This window comes from Celeribacter sp. HF31 (genome assembly GCF_011806455.1).
Taxonomy (GTDB): Bacteria; Pseudomonadota; Alphaproteobacteria; order Rhodobacterales; family Rhodobacteraceae; genus Celeribacter.
Window position 1 is genome coordinate 32,376 of sequence record NZ_JAATOT010000009.1, and the last position, 18,732, is coordinate 51,107.

Sequence of the window (18,732 nt, forward strand, 5' to 3'; positions counted from 1 at the left end):
TTTCATTCCCCTCCCCCGAAGTAAGCGAGAAGTATCATGGAAAATCATGAGATTGTTGTTGTCGGTGACCAATTCCACCAATTCGCTAACGGAAAGAACGCCATTACCCAGTCGGAGTTTCTCGCATTGTCGAGCCTGCCGGACTGCTGTTTTCGCAGCAAAATGCGACTGACCCTCGGCCAGGGCGTGCGCCATGACGAGGTATCGAAGATTATTGAAACCAACGGGTTGGCTCAAAAGGTCGATTTCACCGATCTGCACCGCATCGGCCTACGCGCCCCCGGCACCCATTCGCACAAGCGTCAGATTCATAACACCGTCATCGCCAAGCCGGAACGCATCGGGGAGGACCTGTATTCCTGCGCATTGCTCATTGACGAACGCTGCGAGCTGATGGGCGATCACCAGACCGGGCAGCACATCCAGGGCATGATCCTGATCGAGGCCTTCCGCCAATCTTTCCTTGCGGTGAGTGAGGAGTTCTATCCGCTGGAGGGCACCAACAAGACCTACTTCGTCATCAACTCGATGGAGACATCGTTTTCCAACTTTGTCTTTCCGCTGCCGGCAGAGGTGCGGATCAACGTCATCGAATGCGATGCAAAACCATATCGCGTGCGGCTGCGGATGGAGATGACGGTGGAGCAATGCGGCGTCCCTTGTGCCGATTGCAAAGCACTGTTCACGGTCTACCCAGAGAGCGTTATCGCCGAGAAGGAAAAACAGCTCGCCGACGAGGCCCTGTCGAAGGTAACGCAATGAGCCTGTGCACCCCGATCGAATTGGAGCTGACACCGACAACACAGGGTCCGCTCTACCCGCCAAGCGAGATCTGCGATGGCGAAGGAAACTTCGTTGTCGTCGGGCGGATCTGTGACGGGCAAGGGGGGCCGGACTGGGGTGGGGCGATCGTATCGTCCCATACCATCCCGCCCGCATTCGGCGAGGCTGGACGGTATGACATCCTGCGCCGCTTCGATCCCACAGCCCTGCCCGCCGATCTAGAGGATGAGGTTCTGTGGACCCTGCCATTGCCTCTGCCATGCAACAATTACCCCATGCTTTTTGCGCCGGAACAAGCCCCCGAGGCACATCGCACGAAACGCATAAGCGCTCCGTTACATGCGGCCTATGTACCCGATGCGCGTCCCGAAGACGGGCTGCGTGAAATCGCGCCCGTCACGTTGGGCGACTGGCTGAAGGCTCGGGGTCAGATCGTGGTGTCGCTGACATCGGATAGGCGTAAAGCCCTGTTCGAGATGGAATTTTCCCACCTCGTGCCAAACAGCGTGTACACGGTCATGAGCCTGCGCCAGCACGATTTGCGCCCCGACAGCCCAACGAGACCAGGGCCGCTTGGCATTCCCAATGTCTTTGTCACCGATGCCCAGGGGCGGGGGCGGTTCGAGGCCTTGCTCCCCGATCCCTTTCCCGATCCATCGCGCCCCGGGGCGAACCGCATCATCAACGTGATCCTGCTCTATATGAGCACACGCATGAGCTATGGCGGTGCGATCGGATTGCACGGATTGGGCGCGGATATCCATGCCCAGCTCAAACTGACAGAACCGGCTTTCTCCGATCTGGTGACCGTCGCCTGACCGCATTTTTCCCCTCTTCCTTCCAAACCGAAAGGAACCCCGATGCCCTTTGTCACCATCACCACCTGGAAATCCGACGACGATACCGCCGCAGAACAGTTGATGAGCGCGGTCACCCGCGCGGTCCACGATGCCACCGGCGCACCTCTCGACAAGATCGCCGTTGTCATCTCCGAAATTCCCAAGAGCCGCTGGTCCGAAGCCGACGTGCTCGCCACAGATCCCGCATTTTCGACGCTCAGCAGGCGTATGAGCTACGAGAAGGACCCGACATGAGCTACGCGTTTTTTGATGTCGACGACACGCTTATTCGGATCAAGAGCATGTTCGACTTCTTTCCCTTCTGGTGCGACCTGCAGGGAGCGCCAGAGACGCTGGACCGGTTCAACACAGCCTTTGAACACGCCTTTTCCGAACGTCGCCCGCGCGAAGACCTGAACCGGCTGTATTATCGCTTTTTCGCTGGCGAAAACGAGATGCAACTCTTGGCGGCGGGGCGGCTTTGGGTCAAACGGCGTTTTGGTGCGCAAGGGCTTTCCGAGGCGATGATTTTTCCCGAAGTGCTCGAACGGTTGCGCGCGCATCGCGCTGGCGGCGTGGCACCAGTCTTTGTCTCGGGGTCGTTTCCCGCGCTTCTGACCCCGCTGGCGCAGCGTATGGGCGCCGAGCACATCCTTTGCACACGACAGGAAACCGGTCCGGACGGGACACTGACCGGAGAGATCCTGCGACCGCAGACCATCGGCACCGGCAAGGCCGACGCCATCGCCGCGTTTCTACAACAGCACGGCACCGATCCACGCACCTGCTTTGCATATGGCGATGACATGTCGGATCGCACGATGCTCGAAGCCGTCGGGCATCCGGTTGCCGTGATCGGGTCGCCGGATCTGGCCGATCTGGCCCGGGCACGCGGCTGGGAATGCCTCACAACAATCGCGCCCAAACCCGCCTTCGCGGGAGAAAGCACAACGTCATGACCTCTGCTGACACTCATATTCACACAAGCGGCACCCGCCTAAGCCGCCGCCTGCCCTTTCTGTCCGTGCTGATCGCATTGGCGGTGGGCTCGGTTTATGTCTCTCAACCGCTCTTCTTTCTGCTGGCAGAACGCTTTGCCACCACACCGGAAACCATGCGTGATGTGTTTTCGATCACGGTGACCGTCTATGCGCTTAGTTTTTTCGTGGCTGGGCCACTGACCGATCTGTGGCCAACAACGCGGCTGATGGTCGGAGGCGCCGTCGTTCTGGGCCTGTGCCTGACGGCCGGAGCGCTCGCTCAGAGCGCCAGCACCTTTGTCATTGCAATGATCGCGGCCTCCGCGTCGGCGGCCTTTGTGCCTGCGGCGGGCTTTGCCTTGCTGGGACAGTCGGCACCGCAGGATATGCAGGGCGTTTACTTCGGCATTGCCATCGCAGCGTCGATTGTTGGCATCACCCTGTGTCGGAGCGTGAGCGCGGTGCTGGTGGCCTACATGGGCTACACCCCGTTCATCCTGACCTTTGCGGCAGTGCTCATTTGTACCGCCCTGGCGGCACTGGTGCAGGGCAAGGCCGACGCGCCCGCCGCAGGAGGCGCGATCCTTGCAAAATATCGCCAATCCGTTGCCCTGCTCTTCGAAACCGCAATCCTCGAGCGGTTGCTCGTCGGTGGGCTGCTGTTTTTCGGCTATCTCGGCCTTGCCACCTATCTGACTTTCCGGCTTGCGGCTGCGCCTTTCGGGTTGAACACCGCGCAAATCGGCCTCGTGAATGTTGCGGGGTTGATCGCTGTGGTGGGTGCGCCTGGTGCAGGCGTTGCGATCCGCCGCTGGGGCAGCCTGAGCGTCGGCATCTGCGGGTTGCTCTGCGCCATCACCGGCGCGCTGATCGTCTGGCAATCGCAGAGCCTGCCGCCAATGGCGCTCGGACTGATCCTTCTGTTTCTGGGCACCTTCGCCACACAGCCGGTCAAACTGGTCGAACTTTCTGCCGTGGCCGGCCCTGCTCGGCGCGGAGCGGTGTCCTCGCTCTACCTGCTGGTCTGCCTGTTGATGGGCGGTTTTTCGGCCAGCGCTCTCGGCCCGCTTTGGGCGACACAGGGCTGGAACGGTGTGGCTGCGGCCTCGGTCGGCGCTCTGTGCCTCGCGCTGGCCATCCACATTTTCCGTCGTCCCGCGCCGTCGGCATCATGACATGGCCGCTTCCAATCCAATCAAAGGAAATCCCATGAACTCTCCAATCGTCATTGCCGGTGCAACCGGCGGCATGGGGGCGGCCATCGCCCTGGAACAACTCAGCCTCGGGCGTTCCGTCATCGCGCTGGGGCGCTCCGCCGAAAAGCTTGATCGGTTGCAGGCCTTGGCCGATGAAAATGGGCGCTACACGCAGATGGGTGAACTGCACAAATGCCAGGTCGAGATCACCGACCCCGAGGCCTGTCGCGACGTTGCCGCCGACATCATTGCCCGTCACGGATCGCTGGGCGGTTACGTGCACGCTGCGGGCATCGGTCATTGCGGTCCGCTGATGCAGACCAGCGATGCAAACTGGACCGAAGCCTTTGAAATCAAAGTCAATGCGGCGGCACGGATGATCCGTCTTTTGATGCCCGGTTTCGACGGGGCGCCAGCGGCGAGCATCGTGCTGATTGGCGGCGTCTTCGCCAAGGAGCCCAACGGGTTGTTCGCGATCAACAGCACGCTGAACGCCGCGATAGCAGGGTTCGGCAAGTCGCTGTCGGGCGCACTGCGCGATAAGGGCATCCGCGTCAACGTGTTGCACCCAGGCGCCACGCGCACCGCGCAATGGTCGCAGCTTGCCACGGATGCAAGCCGCCTGTTGGGGATCACCGCCGACGAGGTGACCAATGCCACCGCTGCGCAGCTGATCGGGAACAAGCTTCTGGAACCGGGCGAGGTTGCCTCCGCCGTTTCGTTCCTGCTTGCCCCCGCCAACCGAAGCATGACCGGAACTCTGATGGTGCTGGACGGCGGCGAAACCAAAGCAATTTAAAACTTTCGGACACCGCCACGGGCAGGACAACCGCCGCCACAAGACGCGCCACGCGAAAGGACAATCTCATGGCCCCACATCAGCAAACACCCAAGACGGAAACACGGCTCGAACGCGGCCGACGCGCCCTGGAGGCGATTGACGGACAAGCGGGACAAAAGGTGATCGACGCGCTGGCCGATATCTCGCCGGACTTCGCAGACTACCTGTTCGAGTTTCCGTTCGGCGATATCTACACGCGCCCCGGCCTGTCGTTGCGCGACCGCGAGATCGCAACCATTGCCGCGCTGGCCGCTTTGGGCACAGCGCAACCGCAGCTCAAGGTGCATATCGAAGCCGGGCTGAATGTCGGGCTCAGCCGCGATGAAATAACCGAAATTTTGATTCAGATGGCCGTTTACGCGGGGTTCCCGGCGGCGCTGAACGGGCTGTTCGCAGCCAAAGAGGTATTTGCCTCGCATGATGACCAAAACCCCCAGGAGAAAATCGCATGACCACGACACGCCGTACCTTCCTTGCACGGGGCATCGCCCTGCCTTTTGCCCTGCCTTTTGCCCTGTCTGCCAGCACCGCACGCGCGACCGCCGCAGGCCCCGAACAGCTCTGGAGCCGCGTCAGATCTCCGGTTGGAATGGCTTATGATGCCCATGGTGCTCTGTTCGTTGCCGAATGGGGCGCCGGACGCGTAAGCAAATTCACACCCTCTGGCGAACGCGAGACCTTTGCCAGTGGACTGTCGGGTCCATCAGGTCTGGCCATTGGAGCAGATGGCACAATCTATGTCGCCTCCTACTCCAGCGATGTGATCTGGAGCTTTTCTCCGGACGGCAAGCGGAGCACCCATGCGACCGGGCTCGCCACCCCCGCCGGGCTCAGCTTTGACCGTTCGGGGCAACTTTTGGTCGCAAACCGGCGCACCCATCAGATCCTTGCGGTGGAACGCAGCGGGTTGCGTCCGGTCATCAGCGATCTCAATACGCCGGTCGGCGCAGTGCAAACCCCCGATGGCGGCTATGTCGTTTCGAATATCGCCGGTGGCGTCACCATCGTGCGTCCCGATGGCTCCCGCCTAGAGGCCGGACAGGCGTTCAGCACCCCTGGGCCTGGTATTGCGATCACCGACAGCGGGCGCGTCTTTGTCGTTGATTATGGTGGCACCGAGGTCCGCGAGATCCTGATGAGCGGCGGTTCCCGGGTCTACGCCGACGGGTTTTCAAGCCCGGTCGGTCTGGTCGTTACACCGGATCAAAGCGCTCTGCTGACCGCCACCTGGGGCGAGAGCGCTATCTTCCGCATTCCTCTCTCCAGCTGAACCTGAATGCAGCCTACTCAGTTCTCAAAGGGACCGGGAAAACACCTCGAAGGGGAGTGACGAAGTCACTCCCCTTTTTTACAGATTGGCTGCATTTCTAAGATATATCAGGCTTGGGTGTCGCAGCAGACTCTTGCCAAGGCGCGAACCTGCAATTGGAAATCCATCACCATACAGGTCCGGCTCGAGCGGGCTGAGTGAAAGCGGGAACTCTCTATGTGCCTATCCGCTGCTAGCACTCAATCACGGCTGTGCCGAAGCCGAATTTATTTTTTGGAGCACTCTACTGAGAAGGCGCGGCCAAAAATGAACTCGCGTCCTGAGCCAACAGAGTCTTGGGCGGGGCTTTGCACCTCCCCTGTCATGTCATTGATGCCACCGACGCACGACACCGCCGCCACGGGATGTGGCCGCGATGCTGCGTTAGACTGTGACTGTCTTAGGCGCTCAGGCGAGGACGAAATCGTACTGCGCCGTCCACTCACCGCGCCGTTCTCCGGCGGTTTCCTGGACAAAATCGACAATCAGCTCGCTTTTCACGCCGAAAACCGTGTCGTTCGAAATATAGGCATCCCCCGCGACAAACGTGTGCGTGATAAGAGGTTTGTATCCGTTGGCCATCACGCGAAAATGGGTATGCGCCGGGCGATACGGATGACGCCCGATCTGGCGTAGCATCTTGCCGACCGGGCCGTCATCGGGAATCGGATAGGACACCGGCTTGATTCCGTAGAACCAATAGCGACCGTCGGTGCCGGTTCTGAACACGCCGCGATTGTTCCATTTCGGCTGAATATCGGGTTGCTGCACGTCATAAAACCCTTCGGCATTGTCCGACCACACATCGACCAAAGCCCCTTCGATCGGATTGCCCTCAAGATCGAGAACCCGCCCTTCGAACAAACAGCGCTCGCCCTTACCATCCAGAGAAATATCCGAACCCATGGCACGTTCCGGCGCCCCTTCGACGTGGAATGGCCCGAAAACGGTCGAGGGCGTGGCCCCCGCAGGTTTTCGGTTCTGAATGGCATCCACCAACATAGACACGCCCAAAACATCAGACAGCAGGATGTATTCCTGGCGTTCTTCGGAACAGATTTGACCTGTGGCCGTCAAAAACCCGATGGCAACGGCCCATTCCTCTTCTGTCAGCTCCACATCTTTTACGAAGGCATGCAAATGCTCTACAAGCGAGCGCATCACGTCTGCAAGCCGCTCCGGGACATCCGCACCGATACGCCCGTTGACAACCTCAACGGATTTACGTTCCTCAAAATAGGCACTCATTTGGGGTCTCCTCCTTCAAACAATCCCAATTACGATTGTGGTGGCTCTCCGCGCCACGCCCGCGCCAGCATGTCTCTCAGCGCGCCTTCCTCGAGCGGTCTGGGATTGGCATAGGGGTTTTTCAAAGCCATCTGCGCGGCCGTTGCGATCCCATTTTCCGGCATGCCCAGGTCTGCGAGGGCGCGCGGCGCACCAAGGCGCCCGGACAACTCATAGAGCGCCACGGCGGGATCCAACCCGAGCACATCTTGCAAGCGAACCATGACCGGCGCGATGGCGGGCGCGTTATACGCGAGGGAATGCGGCAGCATGACGGTATGCGTTTGCGCATGCGGCAGATCGAAACTGCCGCCCAGCGTGTGGCAAATCTTGTGATGCAAGGACATCGCCACGGAGTCGAGGCACAGGCCACAGAGCCACGATCCGTAAAAAAGATCGGCCCGGACGCCCATATCCGTTGGAGAATCTGCCAGCTTTGGAAGGGCATTGGCCAAAACCTTGATCGCCTCCAGCGCCATAAGGTCGGTGATAGGATTTGCGTCTGGTGCATAGAGCGCCTCCACGGCATGGGCCATGGCATTCATGCCCGACAGGCCGGACATGCCGAGCGGCAACCCCTGCGTCAACTCGACATCGTAAATCACCGTATCGGGGCGAATGGCGGGCGCACGACGGGTTGTCTTCACGCCCGCTTCCGTCTCGCCGAGGATATTTGTCATCTCGGAACCGGAATATGTCGTCGGCAGGCTGACATGCGCCAGCCCCTGACGCACGGCCAGCGCCTTTCCCAAACCAATGGTCGATCCGCCACCGATGGACACGACCCCGTCGGCCCCGCAGTTTTTCAGGTCATCGAGAGCCGACTGCGTCACGTCGACGGGCGTATGCATGGCGGCGCCCGAAAATACTGTCCACTCCCGGTTCTCAAGACCTTCGGACAAAAGCTCGACGGCATCGGCCTGTTGAGGTGTGGTGAGAATGAGGGGATGCATGATCCCCAAACGATCCAGCTCTTCGCCAAGTGCCTTGCGGGCACCGGGCGCGAACAGAATGCGGCGCGCATGAGAGAGATAGGTGAAGTTTTTCATCGTGAAGCCTTTGAAAGAAGCTTTTGGCACTCTGAGAGTGGCGGCAAGATGGGTGGGCCTCTGCCGGGAGGCCCACCGCAAAGCGCAGAGGGTCACATCATGTTAGGAATGAACAAGACGATGACAGGGAAGGCGAGGATCAGCGCGACGCGCAGCACATCGACCAGCAGGAAAGACACGAGACCGCGGAAGATCGTACCAAGCTGCACATCTTTGACGACGGATTTCAGAACAAAAGCGTTCAACCCAACAGGTGGGGTGATGTAGCTCACCTCAGTCACGATCACGACATAAATGCCGAACCAGATCAGGTCGAACCCCTGCGCGGCAACAATCGGATAAAAAATCGGCACCGTCAGCGTGATCATGGACAGACCTTCGAGCACGCAGCCGAGAACGAGATAGATGAGCGTGATGACGGCGATGACCATGAGGGGATGATCTCCGATCGAGGTCACGAGCATCTGGATGTCGCGGGTCATGCCCGAGAGGTTCACGTAGTTCGCAAATGTCAGCGCGCCGAAGAGGATAAAGAACATCATCGCCGTGGTCTTGGCGGTTTCATAGAGCGTGAGCAGGGTTTTGGCAAAGTTCAAACGGCCCTGAAGCAGAACCAGAAGGAACGCGCCCCCTGCCCCCATGCCGGCACTTTCCGTCGGTGTGAAGACACCGAAATAGATGCCGCCCATCACAAAGGCGAAGAGACCGAGTGCGCCAGCGACGCCTTTGAGGGCAAAGATGCGCGCCCTAAGCGGCAGCTTGTCTTCCACCGGCAAATCAAAATGTCCGAAATGAACGGAGATGCGCACGGCAACCGCATAGAGCACAACGCCGAGAATGCCGGGAATGATGCCCGCGAGGAACAGTTTGCCGATATCCTGCTGAGTCATGATGCCGTAGAACACGAGGATCACGGAGGGCGGGATCAGGATGCCAAGCGTGCCGCCCGCCGCGATGGAGGCGGTCGACAGGCTGTCGGGGTAACCGAATTTGCGCATGTTCGGCAGGGCGATTTTCGCCATGGTGGACGCGGTCGCCAAAGACGAACCACAGACCGACGAGAATCCGCCACAGGCCACCACGGTCGCCACCGCCAACCCGCCCTTGCGGTGCCGGAGCCAGGCGTAAGCAGCGGAATAGAGGTCGCGTGCAATCCCCGATTGCACCACGAAATTCCCCATCATCAGAAACAGCGGCAGGATCGAGAGTGAATAGCTGCGGCTGTGCTCGAAATAGGTTTGGCCCAGCAGAGAAAAAGCCGGAGACCATCCAATGATCGCCGCCGTGCCGACCGTGCCCAGAAGCGCAAGTGCGAAAGAGATCGGAACGCCGAGAAACAGCAGGACAAACAGGACAAGCGTCCCGATTTCCCAATTGGCAAGCAAGGACATGTCAGCTTTCCTTTTTCAGATCGTCAGATGGCGGACGGTAGAAGATTTGCGCCAGCATCAAGAGGGCAGAGGCGCCGCAAAGAAGGGCGGCGAAATAGCCGATCGGCGCAATCGGCAGCTCAAGAGTGGCCGTGGTACCGCCATAGCCTGCGACCTGATCGGCCGTGATCCAAAGGCGCCAGGCGATCATCATCTGGATCCCGGCTGAGGCGACGAGCACCGCCGGACGACGGAGCTTGTCCACTGAAAGCGGCAAACGATCCGTGACCAGATCGACCGTGACATGTTCGCGGTCCAGCGTCGCGGCAGGCAGCCCGAGAAAGATTAATCCGGCGAGCATCAATTCGGTAAGCTCGGTCGAGCCTTTCACCGGGTTATTGAACAGATAGCGTCCCAGAACATCGGTCACGGTCAACCCCATCATCACGATGAGCAACAGCGAACAGGCGGCTGCAATCAGCATGTGAATGGGGTGGGCCACCCGTGGGGGCAGCCCGTCCGCATGATGTCCGGCAACAAGTTCGGACAGGTTGATCATTCTTCGGCCTCAACCTTTTCGATCTCGGCGAGAAGCATGTCATAGGCGGCCTGACCGTCGATCCCGGTGGCGCTGACCTGTTCGATCCGATCGGCGACGATGGGGGCGAGACGCTCTTTCAGTGCGGCGACCTCTTCCTCTGTTGCGGCCTTGATCTCGATCTTGCCGTCCATCTGGGCGAGACCCGCTGCGTCGGCAGCGTTCCACATCTCACCGGCACGACGGGCGAATGCCTCGCCGAGCAGCGGTTCGATCAGGGCTTGGTCCTCAGGCGCAATCGAATTCCATTTGGCCTCGTTCATCACCACATACATGGCCGAATTGTAGAGGCCACCCTCGACCGTGTAGCCATAGTCGAGAATGTCCTCGAGGCTAAAGAAGGTCACGGTTTCGAACGGAAAGAAGATGCCGTCGGCAACGCCTTGGGACAAAAGCTCATAGGCTTTCGACGAGGGGCCTTCGACCGGCACGGCTCCCAGTTCGGAGGCGATGTCATGCGCCACGGTCGAGCCGATCCGGATTTTCTGACCGGCCACATCCTCGGCGGTTTCGATCGGCTCGCGGGAGAAAATCTCGCCCGGACCGTGGGTGAACACCGTGAGCAGTTTGACCCCATCGTATTCACCGGCATCCTTGAGCATGGCGTCCTGAACGCGCCAGAATGCGACGGAGGTCGCGACCGCATCATCCGACAGGAACGGCATTTCGGCGAGAACCGAGGTTTTGAACCGTCCCGGGGAGTAGCCGTGCACCGCGTAGGCGATATCTGCGATGCCGTTCTTGGCGATGTCGAAAGAGGCCGGGGGCGGTCCGAGCGGCGCCGGCAGGATGTTGATTTTGACGCGGCCTTCGGTAACGCGCTCAATATCGGCGGCCCAGGGCACAAAAAGTTCAGAGACCTGCGGGTGGGTCGGCGGCAGCCAGCTGTTCATCGTCAGCACGGTTTCGGCATGTGCCGCGCCGGCGAAAAGTGCGATTGCAGCCGCTGTTGAAGCGATCTTTTTGATTTTCACGTTCATTTTCACATTCCCTATTGGTGAGTGTTGGTGTTATGACGCCCTGACCGGACATTTTGTTTTTGTTTAAGAAACTCTAAGTGCCTTTGGGCGTGACGAAGCCAGACACAGGTAATGACCAAGATGAGTGAACTGCCGCAAGATCAGCAGGCCCCCGAACATCTTCGTGACACATGGCCCTATTTTTGGGTCAACCGGGTCAACGCCTATTACACCCGGGCGCTGGAAAAACGCTTGAAGCCGATGGGCGTCGACGCGCCGCGCTGGCGCGTGCTGATGTCGCTCTACCAACAGCAATTCATGTCGGTCTCCGAGATCGCTGAATTCTCCACGCTCAAGCTCAACACCACGACAAAGATCGTCCAGCGCATGATCATCGATGGTCTGGTCGAAACCCGGGTGCGCCCGACCGATGGCCGGGTCACCGAGGTCTGCCTGACAGAAAAGGGCGATGCACTGCGTGCCAAGGCCTTGGTTGAGGTCGACCGCATTCGTGCGGAGAGTTTCTACAATACCTCGCCCGCAGAGCTTCAGACGCTCAACGAGATCCTTGAAAAGATCAGCGCCGATCTCGCGCGGATGATCTGATGCGCGCGCGCGCATCAGGCTTGCTCCACCGTGAGATGGTGATAGTCGCGGCTGAACCACACAAGCCCATGACGCGCCTCCTCGGAGAGCCGTACCGCCTCGACCTGGCAAAAGAGCACGGAGTGGGTTCCTTCCTCATGGCGACTGGTGATGCGGCAATCGAACGCGACATTGGCATCCGCCAGCATCGGTGATCCGGTCTGAGCGGTGACCCATTCACCATAAGAAAAGCGATCCACGCCTTCGACATAGCGGGCAAAATGACCGGACAGCGCCTGATGTTCTGAGGCCAGAACATTGACAGCCAACACGCCGTTTTCGACGAATTTGTCGTGGGCAAAGGCGTTCTTATTGATGCAGACCAGAAGCGTCGGCGGTTGATCCGTCACCGAACAGACCGCGGAGGCCACGAGCCCGTGTTGTCCCGCCGGTCCGTCGCTGGTGATCAGGTTCACCGCCGCGCCAAGCCGGCTCATGCCTTCGCGAAAATCAAGCTGGGTTTGTGTGAGATCAACCATGGCTCAAATCTCCAAGACCAGTTTCGGACCTTTGGCCCGCGAACAGCAGGCGCAAATCACGTCACCGTCCTCGCGCTCCTCTTCGGTGAGGAATTGATCGCGGTGGTCGATCTCGCCCGAAAGCACATCGGTCAGACAGGTGCCACAAACGCCTTCTTCGCATTTCACCTCGATCTTGATGCCTTCGCGCGCCAACGCCTTGGCGATCGTGTCATCGGGACCGACCGTGATGGTCACGCCGCTCTCGGCGCATTCGACCTCGAATGTGTCGCCGGTCACGTCGACATCGGCGGAGAAATATTCCCGATGCACATTGGCGGTGGCATGCCCCGCCGCTTCCGCCGTCTCGATCACCCAATCCATGAAGCCCTGCGGGCCGCAGACATAGAGATGGGTGCTTGCGGCGGGCACGGGCAGATCCCGTGTGAGATCGAGCTTTTGCGCCGCATCCATATCGTCGAAATGGAACACCACCTTGTCGGCAAAACCGCAGTCTTTAAGCTCGTCCATAAAGGCGGTGACGCCCTCGGAACGGGTGCAGTAATGCAGGGTGAAGTCTTTCCCAATCGCATGGAGCCGCTTGGCCATCGCGATCATCGGCGTGATGCCGATGCCGCCGCCCAAGAGCACGGTGATCTCGGCGCTCTCATCGAGCGGGAAGTGATTGCGCGGGCCTTCAACCGTGAACACGGCGCCTTCGACAGCCGTTTCATGCACCTTCACCGAACCGCCCCGGCTCTGCGGGTCTTTCAAAACGCCGATCTCATAAAACCCGGTCTCGGCCGGATCGGAGCAGAGCGAATATTGCCGCCACATGTCGAGATCCGGCAGGTAGAGATCGAGATGCGCCCCGGCCTCATAGGGCAGGATCGCGCCGCCCGTTTCCGGCGCAAACCGGATGCGGGCTATGTCGCCACGGTCGTCGATGCGGGCGATGACTTTGAGTTTTTGTGCGTTGTCAGCCATCTTTACCTCACATAAAGCCCGCCGTTGACGTCCCAACACGCGCCGTTGACGAATGCCGCTTCGGGGCTGGCAAGCATCACCACCATCTGCGCCACGAAGTCGGGATCGCCGAGCTTCTGCACCGGGATACCCGCAATCGCCGCCTCGATCTTGTCGCCCAGAACACCGCGCACCATCGGCGTGTCCATCGGACCGGGCGCAATGGCGTTGCAGGTGATGCCAAAGGGCGCGAGATCGCGGGCGAACACTTTGGTCAGCGTCAGGATCGCGCCTTTCGAGGCCGCGTAATGCGCCCCCGTGGCCGTGCCACCATTCTGACCCGCGAGCGAGGCCATGTTGACGATCCGGCCATAGCCGCGGTCCTTGAAGTGGCGCGCAAAGATCTGGCTTCCTGCAAAGATACCGCCCGCATTGGTCGCCATGATGTCGTTGAAGACCGCAGGATCAATCTCCATCAGCGGCTGCGCCATGGTGCGCGCGGCGTTGTTCACCAGCACCTCGACGGAGCCATAGCGTTCAATGCATTTGTCGAGCACCTCCTGGAAGTCGTCCGGCTTGGAAACGTCCAGTGTGGCGGTGATCGCGGTGTCGCCCGCAAGGTCCAGTTCGGAGGCCAGAGCTTGCGCCTCCTCGCCGGGGTCGATGTCGGCGATCACCACGCGGTAGCCCGCCTTGTGCAGGGCCCGGACGACGGAGGCGCCAAAGCCGCGCGCTCCGCCGGTGACAACGGCTGTCTGGATCTGTTCAGGAAGAGGCGCTGTCATCAGAACAAATAGCTGAACGAATTCAGCATCCCGTCGGAGTTCAGGAGACGAACGATTTTCTCATGAATCTTAAACCCGTCCTCGGTGACTTTCAGGGTGTAAGAGACATTCCCGGCCCAAACGCGCTGGCGTCCGAACTTGTCCTCGATCAGATGCTCTGCACAGGACACCCGGATCACATCGCCCTCGGCGGCGTCGATCCGAAACCGCGACAGGGTGCGCACGGTCTGGGCGGGCGGCGCCGACGAGATCGAGAACCCACGCTGAAAGCGGCCAATCCGGTCGCGACGCATCTTGTCGTTGTCATAGCACAGGTTGAGCTGGTTCTTGTAATCCTCGCCCTCGCCGATCGGCAGGATATACACCCCGTCCTCGGTCCAGAGATCGAGCCATTTGTCATATTCCGTGGCGTCGAGCATTGCGCCCTCGGCCCAGATGAATTCCGTGACATCGGCCAGCAGCGAACGCATGTCGATTTTGCTCATCTCGGTCATTGCGACATCATCCTTTTCCACATTTTGTAAGCGGCGCGCATGCCCGTCTCGGCAGAGATGTGGCCGCGCGGACCATCGGGACCGGGTTCTTCGTCCACGAGACCTCGGTTGACGAGGATCGGTAGGCTGTCGCCGCCCTTGGTGCCGCGCTGAACGCGTTCCCAAACCTCGGCATCGTCTGGCGAACCGAACCCCATCGGCCCTTGGAAATGTTCGTGAAGACGCATCCGCGCCTGGTTGGCCGCTGCCGGTCCGCCGTCCATGCCGATGGCGATGTGACGAATGTCTGTCTGTTCGACCGAAACCGGGGTGAGCACGCGGAAGAAGGCCAGCGAGAATGACACGTTGGGGAAGAGGTTCAGGTTGAACCCTGCCCCGCCGACGGCGCGCACGATCTTCTTGACCTGATCCTCCGGATAGCCTTCGGCGCGGATTTCCTCGGCCAGCTCGGCAAAACGGTCCGGGATCGGCGCGTCGAGGTTGTCGTCGAGATCTTCGAGCTCGGGGATCATCATCATGATCGAATGGCCGTTGCCCAGATCCTCGACCCAGCCGCGGCCCTTGTCGAGGAAGTCGAACATCTCCTCCGTGGCACCATCAAGCGTCTGCATGAAGGACTTGTGCACGATCGGGAAGTGGTAGGCGTCGGTGGTGTTCTCCAACTGCACTTTCCAGTTCATCGGGACGGTGAACTGATGCTCGCCCAGAACCTTGACCGGGAACCCGCCGCCCTGCTTCATGAACAGGTCGATATAGCGGCAGACCGCTTCACCGAGGAATTCCTCAAGCGGCTCGATGTCCTCTTTAAAGGTGGCAAAGACCATGCCGTTGTAGGATTCCGTACGCAGTTTCAGCAACCCGTGCTGCGCCTTGTCGAAATCGTCGCCGTACTGCTCCGGATAGGGCAGCGCGCGCAGCGAGCCGTCGAGACCGTAGCCCCAGCCGTGGTAGGGGCATTGGAACGACGAGGTCTTGCCCTTTTTCACTTCACAGACGGTGGCGGCGCGGTGGCGGCACCGATTGACCATGCAATGGATCTTGCCTTTGCGGTCGCGCACCACGATCACCGGCTCAAGGCCGACATGCGACAGTTTGAACGAGCCCTTGTCGGGGAATTCGCTCTCATGCGCGACCCAGACCCAGGTGTTCTTGAAAATTTTCTCCATCTCTTCGGCGAAGAGCTCCGGGTCCTCATACATCGAGGTGGCGACCTTCGCGTTCTCGCTGTCATAGAGCGCGTCGAGATCGCTGAACTTTGGCATATCGAGTGACATGTCAGCTCCTTTCAGTGGGGTGACCCGTTAGATCACAGTTGCGGGATTTCGAGCGCGCGACCCATGCGCGCCTCGACGGTCATGTATTTCCACAGACGATCGTTGCCCTCGCCCACCACAATGGTGCGCAAGAGATTGCAAGCGGCCTTCACCGCGTCGCGGTTCGGGAAATCGGCCATGATGTACCAAGTGTAGGGAAAGCCCACGGAGGCCCCGACAAAGGTCTGATCGTCATCGAAGGTGCCGACGATTTCGACGCCGTCCATCTGGTCGATGGAGACCATCAGTTCCTGCGTGGCTTTCCAGACCGGCCCGATCTGATCGAAGGGCAGGTTGAAAAACGCGGCGTGGTTGTTGAAACACAAAAGGGTCCGGATCGGTGGGGTGTCGGTCATCATTTTGCTCCGCTTTGGGAAAGTCTGTGAAAATCTTTTGGGGTGATGCGTCCGGCCTTAGGGGTACCCTGGCATCACCGGCTGATCGAAGAACGCCGCGCCCGCCGACGTCCATGTGCCCTCGCCCATAAAGGCGTGCTGGGCGACACAGGCCGCGTCGATCATGCAACGACCGAGTGTGTGGCCGGTCGTCATGACGCCGGAGCCGCCGATGACAAAGGCAATTCGGGCCGCCTCCGCGCCGTCACGCGCGGCCTTGGTGGCCACGAGACGAAGGCGCACTTTCATGTCATTCGACACGTCGCCCGTGGTTTTAAGTTCGTCCCATGCGGCTTCGATCGTGTCGTAAAAGGCCGCGCGCGCGCCCATCAAAAGGCCCTCGGCCTTGGCGAATTCGCTTTGCACATAGGGCCGTGCGCCGGGGTTCGGCGCGCCGGTGATCGAGGCACGCTGGCGGGCATCCTCCACGAGGAAATCCAGCGCTTCACGCGCCGCGCCCAACGCCACCACGGCCAGAACCTGCGCCGCCAGAGCCATCGCCGGGAAACGGAAAATCATGTCGTCCATTTCCGGTTTGCCGCCGCGGATAAAGGTCCATTCGGGGTCCACCACCACGTCCTCGATCACCGCATCATGCGATCCCGTCGCCGACAGGCCGATGGTGTCCCAGGTCTCGTCCACCCTGACCTTGTCGCGCGGCATCACGGCCACGCGCGGCAGTGGTGTGTCATCGCCTTCGACCTTGATGCCCGCGCCCACAAGCGAGGCGCCCATGATCCCGGAACACCACGGCCAGCGACCTTTGACTTTGAACCCGCCCGCGACCTTCTCGGCCTTTTGCGGCGGGAACATCGCGCCGGCGAAGACCGTGTTCGGGTCCTGACCGTAGATCTTGGCATAGGTCTCGGGCGGCAGGGCGGCGAGATAGGTGGCGGAAACACCAAAGGAGGCGACCCATCCCGTGGACGCATCGGCGGCGGAAATATCCTCGATCAAGCGGCAAAAATCTGCGGGGCTCAATTCGTCCCCGCCAAAGCGCGCCGGAACAAAGGCGCGGTAGGCCCCGATTTTCTGAAGCTTCGCCACCATATCGAGCGGCACATGGCGCAGCGCGGTGAAGTCTGCGCGACGGGCGCGGATTTCATCCAGAATGGTCACATAAGAAGATTCGCCAGCCTGCTCAAAGGCCAGTTTGGAAAGATAAGTCATTGGGTGCGGTCCTTTGGCTGAAACAGGGAAATGCAGGATGAAATCCAGCTTGCAATGGCACAGAGTTTCGCGTCCTCTCCCCGGGGTCCGATGATCTGAAGCCCGATGGGCAGGCCAGAGTTGGAGCGCGCAGGCAGGGTGAGCGCGGGGTGGCCCGACAGGTTGAATGGGCGCTGGTATCGGGTGAGAGACAGCACGTTTTGCGGGTCTTTCGCCGCGTCGAGCGTGGGAGGGAACGTGGGCAAAGAGGGCGTGATGAGCGCGTCGTAGGTGTCCAGCAACGCGTCGACCTCTGCCGTAAAACGATGGCGGATGTCTTGGGCTTTGGCATATTGCGCCTCCGTCACCTTTCGGGCGTTGGAAAGTCGCGCGACAATGTCCGGCCCAAAAGAGGCGCCAGCGTCAAGCATCGGCCCGAATTCTTGCGCCATTTCATAGGACATCACCACCATGCCCGCATCAAAGGCCGCCTCAAGCGAGGGCAGGAATTCATAGGGCATGTCGGGATAGGCATCCATCAGCGCGTAGACCAGCGGATCGCCAATCTCCGGGTCCACACCCTCGGATTTGATCCGCCCGAGTTTGGGCGCATGGATCATGGCCTCGGCTTTGAAGGTCGGATCAATTGCCGCCATGCCTTTGGTCAGCATCTCCATATCGCGGGCCAGAATGCCCGGGCAATCGAGCGAGCTGTCTTTCGGGGTCAGACCCTTTCGGCTGATGCGCCCAAAGGTCGGTTTGATCCCGAAGATGCCACAGCAGGTGGCGGGCTGGCGGATCGAGCCGCCGGTGTCCGTGCCCACAGCGAAATCGCAAAGCCCGGCGGCGACGGCGACGGCCGAGCCCGAAGACGACCCGCCGGGGATGCGATCGGGCCACATCGGGTTGATCGGCGTGCCAGTAAAGACGTTCACCCCGGTCATGCCAAAGGCCAGTTCATGCATATTCGCTTTGCCGGTGATCTTGCAGCCCGCGTTCAACAACGCATTGACGATCTCCGCGTGTTCTGTGGCCGGGGCCGCATCCGCAAATGCCGCTGAGCCACAGCCGGTCACTGTGCCTGCAATATCAATGCAGTCTTTGACGACAACGGTCGGCCCGTCTCCCCCGAGGGAAAGCGTTCCGACCAGCGTCGCGGCGCTGGGGGCATGTGCGTTCATGTCTCAACCCTGTGGGTGTTGTTTATGGCCTTGTGTCCGGCCTCTTACGGTAAACTTCACTTAATAACGGTAATAGTCAAGTGAAAAATCTAATAAAATCTTTACGTCAGCAGCAGGTTCGCGTAAAAATAGTTT

22 protein-coding genes are annotated in these 18,732 nt (G+C 60.2%); 9 read left to right on the forward strand and 13 right to left on the reverse strand.

Translation table 11 applies throughout. The features are described 5' to 3' along the window. The first annotated feature begins 36 nt into the window (after positions 1-36). The 8 genes from HCZ23_RS17590 (at position 37) to HCZ23_RS17625 (ending at position 5,909) form a co-directional block, all read left to right on the forward strand. Positions 37-762, forward strand: a complete 726-nt coding sequence (locus tag HCZ23_RS17590) for an AfsA-related hotdog domain-containing protein (protein WP_167603063.1) — start codon at positions 37-39, stop codon at positions 760-762. Beyond that, positions 759-1,601, forward strand: coding sequence for a hypothetical protein (locus tag HCZ23_RS17595; RefSeq protein ID WP_167603064.1), 843 nt, complete (start codon positions 759-761; stop codon positions 1,599-1,601). The genes HCZ23_RS17590 and HCZ23_RS17595 overlap by 4 nt, the downstream gene beginning before the upstream one ends. A gap of 42 nt (positions 1,602-1,643) precedes the next feature. Then, entirely contained in the window at positions 1,644-1,877 is a 234-nt protein-coding gene (locus HCZ23_RS17600) for a tautomerase family protein (RefSeq protein ID WP_167603065.1), read from the forward strand. Beyond that, positions 1,874-2,581 carry an HAD family phosphatase gene (locus HCZ23_RS17605; RefSeq protein WP_167603066.1) on the forward strand — a complete coding sequence of 236 codons (708 nt, stop codon included), beginning with the start codon at positions 1,874-1,876 and terminating at the stop codon, positions 2,579-2,581. Before HCZ23_RS17600 ends, HCZ23_RS17605 begins: the two co-directional genes overlap by 4 nt. Then, on the forward strand, positions 2,578-3,777 hold the full coding sequence (locus HCZ23_RS17610; RefSeq protein ID WP_167603067.1) for an MFS transporter: 1,200 nt from the start codon (positions 2,578-2,580) through the stop codon (positions 3,775-3,777). The genes HCZ23_RS17605 and HCZ23_RS17610 overlap by 4 nt, the downstream gene beginning before the upstream one ends. 34 nt (positions 3,778-3,811) lie before the next feature. Then, positions 3,812-4,597: an SDR family NAD(P)-dependent oxidoreductase gene (locus HCZ23_RS17615; protein ID WP_167603068.1), complete on the forward strand. Its 786-nt coding sequence runs from the start codon at positions 3,812-3,814 to the stop codon at positions 4,595-4,597. Positions 4,598-4,665: 68 nt separating this feature from the next. Then, complete coding sequence (locus tag HCZ23_RS17620; protein ID WP_167603069.1) at positions 4,666-5,091, forward strand: carboxymuconolactone decarboxylase family protein; 426 nt, start codon at positions 4,666-4,668, stop codon at positions 5,089-5,091. Beyond that, positions 5,088-5,909 (forward strand): NHL repeat-containing protein, encoded by an 822-nt coding sequence (locus tag HCZ23_RS17625; protein ID WP_167603070.1) that lies wholly within the window; start codon positions 5,088-5,090, stop codon positions 5,907-5,909. Before HCZ23_RS17620 ends, HCZ23_RS17625 begins: the two co-directional genes overlap by 4 nt. Positions 5,910-6,356: 447 nt before the next feature. Here the strand turns inward: HCZ23_RS17625 and HCZ23_RS17630 are convergent, their stop codons facing one another. The 5 genes from HCZ23_RS17630 to HCZ23_RS17650 form a co-directional block, all read right to left on the reverse strand. Beyond that, the gene (locus tag HCZ23_RS17630; RefSeq protein ID WP_167603071.1) at positions 6,357-7,196 is read right to left on the reverse strand and encodes an intradiol ring-cleavage dioxygenase; all 840 of its coding nucleotides are present in this window, start codon (positions 7,194-7,196) and stop codon (positions 6,357-6,359) included. 29 nt (positions 7,197-7,225) lie between these two features. Next, positions 7,226-8,284, reverse strand: coding sequence for a maleylacetate reductase (locus HCZ23_RS17635; RefSeq protein ID WP_167603072.1), 1,059 nt, complete (start codon positions 8,282-8,284; stop codon positions 7,226-7,228). 92 nt (positions 8,285-8,376) lie between these two features. Further along, complete coding sequence (locus HCZ23_RS17640) at positions 8,377-9,675, reverse strand: TRAP transporter large permease (protein WP_167603073.1); 1,299 nt, start codon at positions 9,673-9,675, stop codon at positions 8,377-8,379. Position 9,676: 1 nt separating this feature from the next. Continuing rightward, on the reverse strand, positions 9,677-10,213 hold the full coding sequence (locus HCZ23_RS17645) for a TRAP transporter small permease (RefSeq protein WP_217703254.1): 537 nt from the start codon (positions 10,211-10,213) through the stop codon (positions 9,677-9,679). Further along, positions 10,210-11,232 (reverse strand): TRAP transporter substrate-binding protein, encoded by a 1,023-nt coding sequence (locus HCZ23_RS17650; RefSeq protein ID WP_167603074.1) that lies wholly within the window; start codon positions 11,230-11,232, stop codon positions 10,210-10,212. Before HCZ23_RS17650 ends, HCZ23_RS17645 begins: the two co-directional genes overlap by 4 nt. Before the next feature lie 111 nt (positions 11,233-11,343). Between HCZ23_RS17650 and HCZ23_RS17655 the strand changes: the two genes are divergently transcribed. Next, positions 11,344-11,817: a MarR family winged helix-turn-helix transcriptional regulator gene (locus HCZ23_RS17655; RefSeq protein ID WP_167603075.1), complete on the forward strand. Its 474-nt coding sequence runs from the start codon at positions 11,344-11,346 to the stop codon at positions 11,815-11,817. A gap of 14 nt (positions 11,818-11,831) precedes the next feature. Here the strand turns inward: HCZ23_RS17655 and HCZ23_RS17660 are convergent, their stop codons facing one another. Genes HCZ23_RS17660 through HCZ23_RS17695 form a run of 8 tightly spaced genes read right to left on the reverse strand, consistent with a single transcriptional unit; the run spans position 11,832 to position 18,597 of the window. Beyond that, positions 11,832-12,335 carry a flavin reductase gene (locus tag HCZ23_RS17660; protein ID WP_167603076.1) on the reverse strand — a complete coding sequence of 168 codons (504 nt, stop codon included), beginning with the start codon at positions 12,333-12,335 and terminating at the stop codon, positions 11,832-11,834. 3 nt (positions 12,336-12,338) lie between these two features. Next, positions 12,339-13,301, reverse strand: coding sequence for a PDR/VanB family oxidoreductase (locus HCZ23_RS17665; protein ID WP_167603077.1), 963 nt, complete (start codon positions 13,299-13,301; stop codon positions 12,339-12,341). 2 nt (positions 13,302-13,303) lie between these two features. Further along, complete coding sequence (locus HCZ23_RS17670) at positions 13,304-14,065, reverse strand: SDR family NAD(P)-dependent oxidoreductase (RefSeq protein ID WP_167603078.1); 762 nt, start codon at positions 14,063-14,065, stop codon at positions 13,304-13,306. Beyond that, on the reverse strand, positions 14,065-14,559 hold the full coding sequence (locus tag HCZ23_RS17675) for an aromatic-ring-hydroxylating dioxygenase subunit beta (protein ID WP_167603079.1): 495 nt from the start codon (positions 14,557-14,559) through the stop codon (positions 14,065-14,067). The genes HCZ23_RS17670 and HCZ23_RS17675 overlap by 1 nt, the downstream gene beginning before the upstream one ends. Then, positions 14,556-15,833 (reverse strand): aromatic ring-hydroxylating dioxygenase subunit alpha, encoded by a 1,278-nt coding sequence (locus tag HCZ23_RS17680; protein ID WP_167603080.1) that lies wholly within the window; start codon positions 15,831-15,833, stop codon positions 14,556-14,558. Before HCZ23_RS17680 ends, HCZ23_RS17675 begins: the two co-directional genes overlap by 4 nt. Before the next feature lie 32 nt (positions 15,834-15,865). Further along, positions 15,866-16,228: a hypothetical protein gene (locus HCZ23_RS17685; protein ID WP_167603081.1), complete on the reverse strand. Its 363-nt coding sequence runs from the start codon at positions 16,226-16,228 to the stop codon at positions 15,866-15,868. A gap of 57 nt (positions 16,229-16,285) precedes the next feature. After that, positions 16,286-17,437 carry an acyl-CoA dehydrogenase family protein gene (locus HCZ23_RS17690; RefSeq protein ID WP_167603082.1) on the reverse strand — a complete coding sequence of 384 codons (1,152 nt, stop codon included), beginning with the start codon at positions 17,435-17,437 and terminating at the stop codon, positions 16,286-16,288. Beyond that, the gene (locus tag HCZ23_RS17695; RefSeq protein ID WP_167603083.1) at positions 17,434-18,597 is read right to left on the reverse strand and encodes an amidase; all 1,164 of its coding nucleotides are present in this window, start codon (positions 18,595-18,597) and stop codon (positions 17,434-17,436) included. The genes HCZ23_RS17690 and HCZ23_RS17695 overlap by 4 nt, the downstream gene beginning before the upstream one ends. Positions 18,598-18,732: the final 135 nt, after the last annotated feature.

Bases quoted from the DNA above. Each gene is read 5' to 3' on its own strand.
- HCZ23_RS17595 (WP_167603064.1), top strand. From the start codon at position 759: ATGAGCCTGTGCACCCCGATCGAATTGGAGCTGACACCGACAACACAG.
- HCZ23_RS17605 (WP_167603066.1), top strand. From the start codon at position 1,874: ATGAGCTACGCGTTTTTTGATGTCGACGACACGCTTATTCGGATCAAG.
- HCZ23_RS17680 (WP_167603080.1), bottom strand. From the start codon at position 15,833: ATGTCACTCGATATGCCAAAGTTCAGCGATCTCGACGCGCTCTATGAC.
- HCZ23_RS17670 (WP_167603078.1), bottom strand. From the start codon at position 14,065: ATGACAGCGCCTCTTCCTGAACAGATCCAGACAGCCGTTGTCACCGGC.
- HCZ23_RS17635 (WP_167603072.1), bottom strand. From the start codon at position 8,284: ATGAAAAACTTCACCTATCTCTCTCATGCGCGCCGCATTCTGTTCGCG.
- HCZ23_RS17650 (WP_167603074.1), bottom strand. From the start codon at position 11,232: ATGAACGTGAAAATCAAAAAGATCGCTTCAACAGCGGCTGCAATCGCA.
- HCZ23_RS17690 (WP_167603082.1), bottom strand. From the start codon at position 17,437: ATGACTTATCTTTCCAAACTGGCCTTTGAGCAGGCTGGCGAATCTTCT.
- HCZ23_RS17685 (WP_167603081.1), bottom strand. From the start codon at position 16,228: ATGACCGACACCCCACCGATCCGGACCCTTTTGTGTTTCAACAACCAC.
- HCZ23_RS17695 (WP_167603083.1), bottom strand. From the start codon at position 18,597: ATGAACGCACATGCCCCCAGCGCCGCGACGCTGGTCGGAACGCTTTCC.
- HCZ23_RS17600 (WP_167603065.1), top strand. From the start codon at position 1,644: ATGCCCTTTGTCACCATCACCACCTGGAAATCCGACGACGATACCGCC.
- HCZ23_RS17590 (WP_167603063.1), top strand. From the start codon at position 37: ATGGAAAATCATGAGATTGTTGTTGTCGGTGACCAATTCCACCAATTC.
- HCZ23_RS17630 (WP_167603071.1), bottom strand. From the start codon at position 7,196: ATGAGTGCCTATTTTGAGGAACGTAAATCCGTTGAGGTTGTCAACGGG.
- HCZ23_RS17665 (WP_167603077.1), bottom strand. From the start codon at position 13,301: ATGGCTGACAACGCACAAAAACTCAAAGTCATCGCCCGCATCGACGAC.
- HCZ23_RS17615 (WP_167603068.1), top strand. From the start codon at position 3,812: ATGAACTCTCCAATCGTCATTGCCGGTGCAACCGGCGGCATGGGGGCG.
- HCZ23_RS17610 (WP_167603067.1), top strand. From the start codon at position 2,578: ATGACCTCTGCTGACACTCATATTCACACAAGCGGCACCCGCCTAAGC.
- HCZ23_RS17675 (WP_167603079.1), bottom strand. From the start codon at position 14,559: ATGACCGAGATGAGCAAAATCGACATGCGTTCGCTGCTGGCCGATGTC.
- HCZ23_RS17640 (WP_167603073.1), bottom strand. From the start codon at position 9,675: ATGTCCTTGCTTGCCAATTGGGAAATCGGGACGCTTGTCCTGTTTGTC.
- HCZ23_RS17660 (WP_167603076.1), bottom strand. From the start codon at position 12,335: ATGGTTGATCTCACACAAACCCAGCTTGATTTTCGCGAAGGCATGAGC.
- HCZ23_RS17625 (WP_167603070.1), top strand. From the start codon at position 5,088: ATGACCACGACACGCCGTACCTTCCTTGCACGGGGCATCGCCCTGCCT.
- HCZ23_RS17645 (WP_217703254.1), bottom strand. From the start codon at position 10,213: ATGATCAACCTGTCCGAACTTGTTGCCGGACATCATGCGGACGGGCTG.
- HCZ23_RS17620 (WP_167603069.1), top strand. From the start codon at position 4,666: ATGGCCCCACATCAGCAAACACCCAAGACGGAAACACGGCTCGAACGC.
- HCZ23_RS17655 (WP_167603075.1), top strand. From the start codon at position 11,344: ATGACCAAGATGAGTGAACTGCCGCAAGATCAGCAGGCCCCCGAACAT.